This is a genomic window from Candidatus Cloacimonadota bacterium (assembly GCA_034722995.1).
Classification (GTDB): domain Bacteria; phylum Cloacimonadota; class Cloacimonadia; order JGIOTU-2; family JGIOTU-2; genus JAGMCF01.
The window spans coordinates 20,890-33,481 of sequence record JAYEOL010000069.1 but is presented as its reverse complement, the minus strand read 5'-3'; the positions used below and the strand labels follow the sequence as shown (position 1 = coordinate 33,481).

Below are 12,592 nucleotides of genomic sequence, written 5' to 3'. Positions count from 1 at the left end.
CTTCCAAGCCTGTGTTTAAGTTTGAGCCTTCCAAGCCTGAGTTCAAATATTATATTAGCAGAGAACAGCTGTTGTGGTTTGACAAAACGATATAAAGATGGATGCGTGATGATTCATTGTTTACTACATACAAGTGTAAACCGTGGTAAAAAAATGAAACCTAATCTACTTAAACGTATAAAATTTTACAATAAGATAGACTCCACAAATTTGGAAGCAAAAAGACTTATTCGTAGTAATAAAATCTTAGATGATACTGTATTAGTCACAGAGATTCAAACATCGGGAATAGGGCGCTTAAATAGGGAATGGGTCTCTGAAAAAGGTGGATTGTGGTTCACAATGATTTTTCCTAACCAAAATTTCAATCCATCTATAACGCTTTTCACAGGCATTATTCTGCATAAAACTTTATTACACTCTCTCCCTGATGCTCCCTTAATGATAAAATGGCCTAATGACATATTCTGGAAAGACAAGAAGATAGCTGGAATTCTATGTTCCAATTTTAGAAAGTCATCAATTGTTGGGATAGGCATTAATATGAATCAAAAAAATATGCCAGAACGAATTAGTAAAATTGCAACTTCCGTGCATATTGAAACAGGCAGGGAGATAAGATTGAGAAAATTCTTGAAAAAATTCTTGAAAAAATTTGAAAAAGAACTCCCGAAATATTTGAATAAAGATTTACACCCTTTCAATTTATATTATAAAAAATATGATTACTTATCTGGAAAAGAAATTTTATTAAAATTATCTAAAAATAAATTTATTGGTAAAGTATCGGGTATTTCAGAAAAGGGAAATCTAATACTAAACATAAATGGCAGAGAGAAAAATTTTTTATCCGCGGATAAAATTGACATAATTGGTTGAACTGGTTGAACTGGTTGAACTGATTCAACTGATTCAACTGATTCAACTGATTCAACTGATTCAACTGATTCAACTGATTCAACTGATTCAACTGATTCAACTGATTCAACTGATTCAACTGATATAGCCCCAGTAGCTCAGAAGGATAGAGCAGCGGTTTCCTAAACCGTTGGTCGGAGGTTCGAATCCTCTCTGGGGCACCAGATTACAATTCTAATTCTCTATAAATCAATAAATTTAGAAAAACTTGACACTGAAAATATTTAAATCAGGAATGTGATATATTAATAAGGAGATTCAGAGTGAAAAAAGTAAGAACATTTGCAGCTAAATTATCGCATGCTACTAAAGGAAAAACCAAAATAATTTGTCCTGTCTGTCATTCTGAAATAAAAACTATAAAATTAATTCGTAGTAGACAAAGTAATGGCAAATGGGCACCTAAGAGAGAATTTGCCAAAATCTGTAAGTGTAATGAAGAGGAAATCTTAGCCTAAAATAATTTATTAACAATTCTACTTATAAATATTTATTGTCCTCTTGTCTATTATTGATAAGAGGATTTTTTGAGTAATTGTAATTAGTTATAAAAGGATATATTAATGAAAAAATTAAATTTATTGATATTCTTCTTACTTATATCGTTTTCAATATGCTATTCACAATCTAATTCGCAGGAGAACGGTTTTCTAATTCTAAATGTTGGCAACAGTGCAAGTATGACAGGAAAAGGAGAGGCGGCTTCAGCAACTTCAAGTGATGCAACTATTCTCTGGTATAACCCTGCAGCTGTACAAATAAATCAATACTCCAATTTTTGCTTCTCTCATAATAGTTACATAAAAGAGTTTGACATTAATATTGAAAATGCCTCTCTTATTATTAAAAAGGGTAATCATAGTTATGGATTAGGCATGGTTTATCTTAATTATGGTAAATTAGATAAAACAGATGATGTTGGTACAATCATTGGAGAATATCATCCTATTGATATTGTCATTGCAGGTAATTATGCTATGCGTATATCGCCTTATTTTTCTTTTGGCACAAATCTGAAAGTAATATATGAAAAAATTGATACTGAATCTTCTCTTGGATTTGGAACAGATTTAGGAGTAATATACGACTCGTTTATCAAAGGTCTGAATTTGGCGTTTGTTCTACAAAATATCGGACTGTCTACTAAAATGGACAACGAAAGAATAGAATTTCCATTAACATACAAAATTGGTGTCCATCACGAATTAAATTTACCTGAACAATCAGAATTATCAGTTTCGTGTGATTTAATAAAATTTGAGGCTGAGGATATTAAATTTAACCTGGGTTTAGAGTATGCATTTGCAGAAGTAATTTACACTCGCTTAGGATATAAAATAGGTTATGATGTAGAAAACTTTTCCAGTGGACTTGGTATTAAACTTAACAATTACAAATTTGATTATTCCTTTACTCCATTCCAAAGCGGCCTTGGAAATGCACACCGTTTTTCAGTATCTTATGATTTTTAGGAAAATAATATGAAAAAGTTAATCTGTATAATTATTCTAAGTTTTTTCTCCATAATCATACTGCAAGCCAAAGTTATATCAAATAATGAAGTAATTGTTCGTTTTTCACAAAAAGCTGAAACGAAAAACTCATTAACAGGAATATCTTCTTTTGATAGTGTTATTTCAATGTATAGTGTCCAAAAAATAACCCCTGTTCTTGAGAATAAGGGGTTTTATATCTATCATATTTTGTGTGAGAAAAAACTTGATTTTGAAGAACTTAAAAATTTAGTAACCATCAAATCCGAAATTATCTATGTCCAACCTAACAATATTAATAAAATGCTGTCTATTACTCCAAATGATCCAAAATACTACGATCAAAAGTGGAGTTTAGAAGCTATTAAAGCAAATAAAGCCTGGGATGTTGAAAAAGGTAATGAGCAAGTTGTAATTGGCCTGATTGATTCAGGAGTGGACTATAATCATCCTGATTTGGCTGACAATATCTGGCTCAATTATGGTGAGATTGGCTTGGATTATGACGGAAACGATAAGCAAACGAATGGTATAGATGACGATGATAACGGCTTTGTTGATGACTGGCAGGGATGGGATTTTACCGATACTGAAATGTTAGATGCTCTTGGAGATTGCCGTGAAAGAGACAATGACCCAATGGACGACCTTGGACATGGCACTCATTGCGCGGGCATTATCAGTGCACAAACAAACAACAATTTGGGTATTGCTGGTGTGACCTGGTTTTGCAAATTAATGAACATCCGGGCTGGGTTTCGCACAGCTGCCGGAGGTTTCCTTGAGGATGATGATGTCTCTTCAGCAATAATCTATGCTGCTGATAATGGAGCTCAAATCATATCTATTAGTTGGGGTGATACACAGTTGGCGCCTGTAATTAGAGATGTATGTCAATATGCTTTTGAAATAGGTGTAGTAATTATTGCATCTGCTGGAAATGAAGCTGGTGTTGGATTACTATATCCAGCTGCATTAAATAATATAATATCTGTTACTGCAGTTGATGAAGACCTTTCTTTATGCTCATTTTCAAGTTATGGAGAAGGAATAGATTTATGCTCTCCTGGACTTAATATAATCAGCACATCTCTAAATAATGATTATAAAGAGGAAAGTGGAACATCTATGTCAGCTCCTTTTGTTTCAGGAGCTGTGGCACTTCTTCTATCACAAAATCCTTTGCTAATGAATGACGAAACCTATAATTTGCTCAAAAATTCATGTGATGACCTTGGGGAAAAAGGATATGATAATCAGTTTGGTTACGGAATTATAAATATTGAAAAACTCCTCATTAATTCAACAAAAAGTAACCAAATAGAAACAAAAATATCTTCCCCAAAATATAATGACGGATTTCATCAAAATTTTCCAATTATTGGAAATGCTTACTGCCCAGAATTCTTTTACTATTCGGTAACATTTACAGACAAACCAAATCCTGAAGAAAATGACTGGCTGGATATTATAACTCATAATCCAACGCCATATTATTATGACACCGTTGTCTTTGATGATACGCTGGCATTTTTCAATACTGAAGGCATCGCAGATTCAACCTATTATCTCCGCTTGTCTGTTAAAGATATAAATGGAAATAGCTTTGTAGATATAATAAAAATCAATATTGATAAATCACCTCCGGAATTCATTGAAAATACAACCTCAATTAGCACCCGTTATAATTTTGATAAAAAAAACTATTATATTTTATCAGTTACTGATGAGCCTGTAAAATTTAAAGCAACTTGCTTTTCTTCAGAAGTTGATAGTTTCTTAATTATTGATAACAAATTCTCACAAGTTGCATCACTTAGATTACCTGAAAATTTACCTGATACCCAACTTTCATTCTTTATAGAAATTACTAATAAATCTGGATTAAGTAACTCAACAGAAATTTTCTATGATACAATAAATATTGATAATTCCTCAATTGCTACAAGTGGCTTTGAAAAATTATCTGAATATCCAAATGCCGGATATTTATGCACCAATAATTATGATATAAATAATAATGGAAAAAAAGAATTAGTATTTATGGAATTCCCAGAAGAAGGCACTTATGGAGAAGTAAAATTTTGTGAAGAAAATAACAATGACCTGACTGTTAAATATACTATGCCTGTTAAATTTCAGCCCTGGAGCATCGGAGATAGTAATGACAACGGAAAATTTGAGATAGTAGGTAATATCGGAGACTCAATACTTATTTATGAGGCTACTTCTGAATATACTTTTCCAAATAGTTTCATCTTTGGAAAAAGAGGTATTGGAGGATTATATGGTTGTGCATTTCAAGATTTAAATGGTAACGGTAGTGATGAATTATTAATAAATACAATACTTGATTCTCAGAAAACAGCTTATAAAATTTATACCAGAGTGAATAACAATTTTGTATATAGCAATCATTGGTTATTGAACAACACGCATACATATTCAAAAAATCAACTTAGTCCACATATTCAGTTTGGATATTTAGATGAGGATGACAACTTGGATATTTTGCTTTCTGATATTGATGGAGATATTCTAATTTACGAAGCGAAAAGTTTGAATTCATTAAATTTTGAAATTAAAGATACCTTATCTATTCCTGTTCCATATGCCTACTATTCTGGTATAGGAGATTTTAATGGCGATGATACAACTGAATTTGTTGTGGGAGGATATCATGAAGATATTATGAATCCTGATAACCAACTCTGGTATTTTGGTGTATTTAAATCATCTGGAGATAATCAATATGAAATGGTTGATTTCACCGAGATTTCTGGAGTTTGCTCCAAAAATGGAGTCTGTGTCGCAGATTTAGATCCTGATAAGCATAACGGGAATGAAATTATTATTACCGCTTCACCGGACATCTACATATATAAATTATCCAAAGGATCCACCTTCGGCGGACAAGACAATGAATTCAAGCCTATCTGGGTTGGCAATTCGTATCGGTCTTATTATCCGGTTTCTCTGGACTTAGATAATGATAATATTAATGAATCTGTTGCTTTCAATCAATATGATGACCAAGATTCCCTTCGTTTAGTTCTTTATCATTATCCTGAAAATATGATTGATGTGCCAATTCCACAAAATTTTAGAGCAATACCTATAAATAAAAATTCTATTAGGTTAAATTGGCGTTCTATTTCAGATATAGATTCATTTAGAATCTATCGCACTTCATCATTTGATTCAATATCATTTTCTCTTGATGACACAATTAATACCTTTATTGACACAAGCGTCTTTGCAGATAGTTTTTATTTTTACCAGGCTTCAGCAATAAAAAATGGAATTGAAAGCTATAAGACGTTAAAAAAATTAGCAGTCCCATCTGCCCCACCAATACTTGAATCAGTAAAAATGATTTCTCTCAATTCTATTCAGCTTGATTTTAAAGAACCTTTGAATGAATCTTGCTTGAATATAGCGAACTATAAAATTGAAAACTTTGGATATCCAGAATCTGCTGTTTCGTATCAAAGTGGAAAAAGAATCCTATTAGGTTTCAGCAACTTATTCAGCGAAGAAAACTCTCCATATACAATAAAAATCAAAAACCTTGAAGGTCTTTATAATACACCTATGCAAGATACAATAGCTACATTTATTTATGAAGAAGATGTTACCAGACCATATATTAAAGATTGCACATATCTTACTAAAAAGGAAATTCAACTTAGATTTAGTGAAAGCATAAAAGAATCTTCAGCAACAAATACAGGTAATTATGAATTAATCTTTCCTGAAGATGTAGAAGAATGTGAAGTTATCAGCCTTAGTTATGACGATAATAAGGTCATTATAAAACTCTCAATACCGCTAAAACCAATAGGAAAATCATACTTTATCAAAGTCTGTAATATTGAAGATTTGTCAGGAAACATAATCTTGCCAGGAAAAAATATTGTTAAGATATCTATTCCTATTGAAGATTTAGATGCGGTTGAAGTGTTTCCGAATCCTGTTCCGGCTAATCAAAATAAATTATATTTTCAAAACCTGCCTACCTCAGGAAAGGCTAATATCTATATCTACAACTTTGCTGGAGAACCTGTGAAAAAAATTACTACTTCCAATCTTACAGAAGGATACAATACTGCAGAATGGAATCTTTGCAACTCTTCAGAAAAAAAAGTGGCATCCGGAATTTATTTTTATCTTATAAAGTATAACGACAAAGTTAAAAAAGGTAAAATTGGAATTATTAAATAAGGAAAGGAGATAGGGAGATAAAGGAGATAAATAATTATCCCCATATCCCCTTTATTTAGAGATATGATATCTTATGATTGGCAACAAAGGCTAAAAAAAGACTGTAAAGATTTTTTATATAATAAAATTCCAAATAGGGATTACGACTTTGAAATCATATATAATGCATATCCAGAAAGAGTTAATGGAGAAATCCCTCAATATGTATCTACCTTTGTTGCAAAAAAATTGGCAAAAAACATTGCCCGAAAACCAGACCAATTTATTGATTTTCTTCAATTCATCCAAAAAAATAAGGGGGATGTTGGAAAGAAAATCTTTAATATAATTATGCAAAAGGTTGCACTAAAAAATCCAGGAAAATATGACCAAATGTTAATTGACTTGATTAAAAAAACTGAAGATGAAAACAGTTTAAGAAAGATATTTGACAATATAATATTTCCTCTTTTAAAAAAGTATCCTGAAAAATATATTGATGAACTCATTGAATGGCTTAGAGTAAATAATAATAAATATATTATTGAAAATATATTCAAATCCTTAAGTAATTACATCAAAATAAACAAAGAGAAAGCAAAAGATATTTTCGAAAATTGTGAATCCTTCTGGAATTCGGGAAATCAATCTATCCGTGCTGGCAACATCAAGATATTGAAAAGAATACTCAAAGTTAACCCTGAATTATACAGAGAAATCTATAACAACTACCAATATACATATAATCCAAATTTCATTGAGATATTAGCTTCTGCTGTAGGTGAAGATTCAAAAATAATTAGACAGCTAATTGAGAGGTGGAACAAAAGTGGTAATGTTAGAATAAAAAAAGCAGCGGTTATCGCTAATAAAAATATTGCAAAAATTAAGAAAAAATAATGGCACAAGAATACATTACAAAACAAGGGCTTGAAGAATTAAAATTAAGATTAGATCATTTAATCCAAAATGAAAGACCGAATATTACAAAGCAAATTGCTATTGCTCGTCAGTTTGGAGATCTTAGTGAAAATGCAGAGTATCATGCCGCAAAGGAAAAACAGCGCTTTATAGAGAGGGAAATTGCAAAACTACAACAAAAAATTGCTACTCTTAGGATTATCAATTCAGATAAAATCAACAAAAATGAAGTTAGATTTGGTGCTGAAGTTGAGTTAATTAACTTAAACAAAAATACAAATGTTAGATACAAAATTGTGGGTGAAGATGAAACAGGAAAAGAAAAAAGTATTAGCGCCGTTAGGGATAAATCACTAACCGGAATTAGAAAAATTTCCTGTAACTCCCCTATTGCCAGGGCATTATTAGGCAAAAAAGTAGACGAAAAAGTAATGGTCAAAGTCCCGGCAGGAATAATTAGGTATAAAATTAAAAATATAAAATATTAGAGGATAAAGAATGAGTAAATATCGTATCGGATGGCTTCCAGGGGATGGCGTGGGTAATGATGTGATGGAAGCTGGAAAAATTATCTTGGACAAAATCAATTTAGATGCTGAATATATTCCTGGTGATGTAGGCTGGAAATTCTGGTGTAAAGAAGGAAACCCATTACCGCAACGCACTATAGAGATGCTAAAAACCGTTGACTGCACTCTGTTTGGTGCTATTACTTCAAAACCAAAGGAAGAGGCAGAAAATGAACTTATCCGTGAATTGCAGGGCAAAGGATATGTGTATTCCAGCCCTATCGTCCGACTTCGCCAACTTTTTGACCTCTATATCAATCAGAGACCTTGCAAAGCCTATCCTGGGAATCCTTTAGTTTATAGAGAAGATATTAACCTTATTGTCTTTAGAGAAAATACTGAGGGGCTTTATTCTGGTATTGAGTATCATCCTTTACCCGATGAGATTTACTATGCTTTGATAAAAACCCATCCGAAAATGAAAAAATTCAGTGAAATTCCCCAGAAAGATTTGGCACTTTCCTGCAGAATATTTTCTCGTGAAGCTTGCAAAAAAATTGTAAAGGCTGCATTTAAATACGCTGATGAGCATAATTGCCCATCTGTTACTGTTATTGAAAAACCAAATGTAATCAGGGAAACAAGTGGATTAATGATACGAGAGGCAAGAAAAATAGCACAAGAATATCCACATACTCCTTTATGGGAAGTTAATGTTGATGCAATGGCAATGTGGCTTATAAAAAATCCACAAAAATATTCAGTTCTTGTTACTTCAAATATGTTTGGCGATATAATCTCAGATTTATCCGCTCAACTTGTTGGAGGTTTGGGTTTTGCCTCAAGTGGTAATATTGGTGATGATTTTGCACTTTTTGAACCGACTCATGGAAGTGCTCCGAAATATGCTGGACAGTATAAAGTAAATCCTACGGCTATGATTTTAAGTATAAAAATGATGCTGGAGTATTTAGGAGAAATACAATTGGCAAATAAACTTGAACACACTGTAGCAGAAACTATTCGGGAGGGCAAAATTAGAACTTATGATATGGGTGGAAATTCCTCTACTCTGGAAATGGCAGAAGCGATTGCATCAAAAATTTAATGAAACCTACATGTACCGAAAACAAATAGAAGCAGCAAGTAGTCGGGTAGATTCGGGTTTACCCCGTTAGATAGTAAACTTAATTAAATTTTACTATCTTAGACAAGGAGTATTATCTCACGGGGTTTATCCCGAATTGAGATACAAAAGGATTTACATATAAAAAATTGATTATAAACTAACAAGGAGATTTGATGACTGAAAAGGAAAGCAAGGGTAAAAGATTAGAAAAAAAATTAGCTTACAAAAGAAAATGCTTTTGGATGAAAGCCTCAAAAGCTGAACAAAAACAAGCTTATGAATTCTCAAAAGGATATTGTAATTTTCTTGATGAAGGAAGAACAGAAAGAAAAGTTGTTGATGTTACAAAAAGAATCTTGATAAAAAACGGTTTTGTTGAAATCGGTGATAAAACCCCTAAAAACGCAAATAAACTATATAAAATAAATAGAGGCAAAAATATTGCTATTGCTAAACTGGGTAAACAAAGCATAAGCAGGGGTTTCAATCTTATTGTTGCACATATTGATTCTCCACGAGTTGACCTCAAACAAGTTCCTTTATATGAAGACTCAAATACGGGATTAGCCCTAATGCATACTCATTATTATGGTGGTATCAAGAAATATCAGTGGATGTCAATTCCTCTTGCAATATATGGGGTGGTTGTGAAAGAAAATGGTGAAAAAATAGAAATTTCTATTGGTGATAAGAAAGACGACCCTGTGTTTACTTTTGCCGATTTACTCATACATCTTTCCAAAGACCAGTATAAGAAAAAAATCGGCGAAGCAATTGATGCTGATAAACTTATTTTATTATTCGGTTCCATTCCCTATCCGGACAAAGATATGAAAGATAAAATTAAACTAAACTGTTTAAATATTTTACAAGAGAAATATGGAATCTCAGAGGAAGATTTTATCAGTGCTGAATTAGAAATCGTGCCTGCATTTCCAACTAAAGATGTAGGCATAGACCGCAGTATGATTGGTGGATACGGTCATGATGACCGAATTTGTAGTTATTCGTCTTTAAAAGCAATTTTGGATCTGCCATCAAGCGGAAACGAATCGCCTTCTATTGTATTCCTAACTGACAAAGAAGAAATAGGTAGTGAGGGAAATACAGGAGCAAAATCCTCCTTCCTGTGGGATTTCATTTCTGATATTATTGATTACTCTGGTATGGACAGTAGTAAGATATTTAGAAAGGTGTTATTCAATTCAAATATTCTATCTGCTGATGTTAATGTTGCTATTAATCCAGCATTTTCAGATAAACATGAAAAACAAAATGCCGCTCTTCTTGGGTATGGGGTTTGTTTAACAAAATTTACCGGCTCACGCGGTAAGTCTGGCTCAAATGATGCCAATGCCGAATTTGTGGCTAAAATTAGAAATATTCTCAATAAAAATAAAATTGTATGGCAAACTGGTGAACTAGGAAAGGTTGATATTGGTGGTGGCGGCACTATCGCAAAATTTATGGCTGAATATGGGGCGAATGTAATTGATTGCGGAACACCAATTATTGGAATGCACTCGCCTTTTGAAATAGCAAGCAAGGGAGACTTATTTTCCACATATAAAGCATATAAAGCATTCTTTACACTAAAATAAAAGGAGATTTTATGAAAAAGATACTCTTTATATTACCTCTCACATTAATTATTCTTGCACAATGTTCCCGCGGCACCCAATTTCAAAAGCTGTATACCATTGTAGAAAATAACAGCCAAAAAATTGACTCTCTTTCTGTAGTGGCAAATAATAATACCAAGTTAATCGCAGATATAAAAGATTCACATTCACAAAGCATCAAAAGTATGGAGGATAAGTTAGTGGCAATAGAAATCATTCAATCAAAAATTTCTATGTTAGAGTCCAAACTGAATAATATCAATTCAAAAGTTTCTTCTCAACAAGAAGTTCTTAATGGTTTACAAGCAGAAAGCAAACCAATATCTTCAGGACAAAAGGAAGTCTCTTTTAAAAAGTTATATCAAGAAGCAAGAAATTCTTATCTTGATAAGGAATTTCAAACAAGTATTACAAAATTTACTGAATTTATAAAAAAGTTCCCTGATAATACCTTAGCGGCTAATGCTCAATATTGGATAGGTGAATGTTACTATTCCTTAGAACAATTTGAAACAGCAATATTCCATTTTGATAAAGTAGTAATTAATTATCCAAAATCAGAAAAGGTTGTGGATGCCAAACTAAAAATCGCATTTTGCCTTTCTGATATGGGAGAATATGAAGGAGCGTTGATACAATTGAGAGAAATCCAAAAGCATTTTCCTGATTACGAAAGAATGAATATTGTCAGAGATAAAATAATGCAATTAGAAAATAGATAACTCAAGTTTCGCATGAGATATTACAAAAAGTTAAGTATAATTTATTCAGTAATTTCCATTCTTGCGAAACTTGAATACCTAATTACAAATATCTAATTTCTAATGATCCGCCAGCTCCGAGACGCAGTTTCGATTCATCCTTCGTGCTACTACGGAGAACAGGAAAATCAGGCACTGATGGTCAAATGACAAATAAAATCAAAGCAGAAAAAATGAATTTGACATTTAGGTTTCAAAATTTTATTTGTCATTAGAAATTAGGATTTTGAAATTAATCAGAATATATTTAAAGGATAATATTTTAATATGAAAAGAATTGTTTTTATTTTATTGTTAGTGCTCATAGGTTGTGCTCACAAAATCCCTATTTCAGAAATGAATGTTGAGCAACAAATTAAAACTGCAGATACACTTTATTCCAGAAAAAAATATCATCTCGCACAAGAAATCTACGAAAAAATAACATTTGAAAGCAAGGGTGATACTCTTGTGAAAAAAGCACAATATCAATTAGCAAACTGCTATTACAATCTAAAACTTTATGAAGACGCCATTTTTGAATATGAGGAGTTCCTCCGACTCTTTCCTTTTTCAAGATATTCAGAAAATTCAGAATTTATGATAGGAATGAGCTGGCTTAAACTTTCTCTTCCCCCTTATTATAATCAGGAAGAAACGAACAAATCAATAGAACAGTTTGAATATTTTCTCTCAAAATATCCAGATTCGGGAAAGAAGGCTGAAGCCCTTGATGCCCTAAACAAATGTAAAGATAAATTGTTAGAAAAAAAGTACGAAAATGCTTATATTTATTATAAAATGGAATATTATAATGCGGCTCTTATGTATTTAAGTGAACTATTCAATGAGAATACTAATGGAGAGATTGACAAGAAATCCTTAATTCTTGCTGCTAAAATTTATAGCAAGAGAAAGGATTGGGATTCACTTACTAAGATATCAGAAACATTTACCTTGAAATATCCAGAACATCCATTTATTAAAGAAATCGAAAGATACTTATCTAACAAAAATTGATAAATTAACCACAGAGTTCACTGAAAACACCAAAAAA

At 32.1% G+C, this 12,592-nt stretch carries 10 protein-coding genes and 1 tRNA gene; all 11 read left to right on the top strand.

Annotated elements, in window-relative coordinates; translation table 11 throughout:
- On the top strand, positions 1-879 hold an 879-nt coding region (locus U9R23_07925; GenBank protein MEA3476349.1), incomplete at its 5' end, for a biotin--[acetyl-CoA-carboxylase] ligase.
- A gap of 126 nt (positions 880-1,005) precedes the next feature.
- A tRNA-Arg gene (locus tag U9R23_07920) sits at positions 1,006-1,082 on the top strand.
- Positions 1,083-1,181: 99 nt separating this feature from the next.
- Positions 1,182-1,376 (top strand): hypothetical protein, encoded by a 195-nt coding sequence (locus U9R23_07915; protein MEA3476348.1) that lies wholly within the window; start codon positions 1,182-1,184, stop codon positions 1,374-1,376.
- 105 nt (positions 1,377-1,481) lie between these two features.
- Positions 1,482-2,390, top strand: a complete 909-nt coding sequence (locus U9R23_07910; GenBank protein ID MEA3476347.1) for a PorV/PorQ family protein — start codon at positions 1,482-1,484, stop codon at positions 2,388-2,390.
- Between the two features lie 9 nt (positions 2,391-2,399).
- Positions 2,400-6,635: a S8 family serine peptidase gene (locus tag U9R23_07905; GenBank protein MEA3476346.1), complete on the top strand. Its 4,236-nt coding sequence runs from the start codon at positions 2,400-2,402 to the stop codon at positions 6,633-6,635.
- Between the two features lie 63 nt (positions 6,636-6,698).
- Positions 6,699-7,514 carry a hypothetical protein gene (locus tag U9R23_07900; protein ID MEA3476345.1) on the top strand — a complete coding sequence of 272 codons (816 nt, stop codon included), beginning with the start codon at positions 6,699-6,701 and terminating at the stop codon, positions 7,512-7,514.
- Positions 7,514-8,023 (top strand): transcription elongation factor GreA, encoded by a 510-nt coding sequence (greA, locus tag U9R23_07895; GenBank protein MEA3476344.1) that lies wholly within the window; start codon positions 7,514-7,516, stop codon positions 8,021-8,023. Before U9R23_07900 ends, greA begins: the two co-directional genes overlap by 1 nt.
- Positions 8,024-8,033: 10 nt before the next feature.
- The gene (locus tag U9R23_07890) at positions 8,034-9,152 is read left to right on the top strand and encodes an isocitrate/isopropylmalate dehydrogenase family protein (protein ID MEA3476343.1); all 1,119 of its coding nucleotides are present in this window, start codon (positions 8,034-8,036) and stop codon (positions 9,150-9,152) included.
- A gap of 194 nt (positions 9,153-9,346) precedes the next feature.
- Positions 9,347-10,774 (top strand): aminopeptidase, encoded by a 1,428-nt coding sequence (locus U9R23_07885; GenBank protein MEA3476342.1) that lies wholly within the window; start codon positions 9,347-9,349, stop codon positions 10,772-10,774.
- 11 nt (positions 10,775-10,785) lie between these two features.
- Positions 10,786-11,517 carry a tol-pal system protein YbgF gene (gene ybgF / locus U9R23_07880; GenBank protein MEA3476341.1) on the top strand — a complete coding sequence of 244 codons (732 nt, stop codon included), beginning with the start codon at positions 10,786-10,788 and terminating at the stop codon, positions 11,515-11,517.
- Between the two features lie 306 nt (positions 11,518-11,823).
- Positions 11,824-12,555 carry an outer membrane protein assembly factor BamD gene (gene bamD / locus U9R23_07875; GenBank protein ID MEA3476340.1) on the top strand — a complete coding sequence of 244 codons (732 nt, stop codon included), beginning with the start codon at positions 11,824-11,826 and terminating at the stop codon, positions 12,553-12,555.
- The last annotated feature ends 37 nt before the right edge of the window (positions 12,556-12,592 follow it).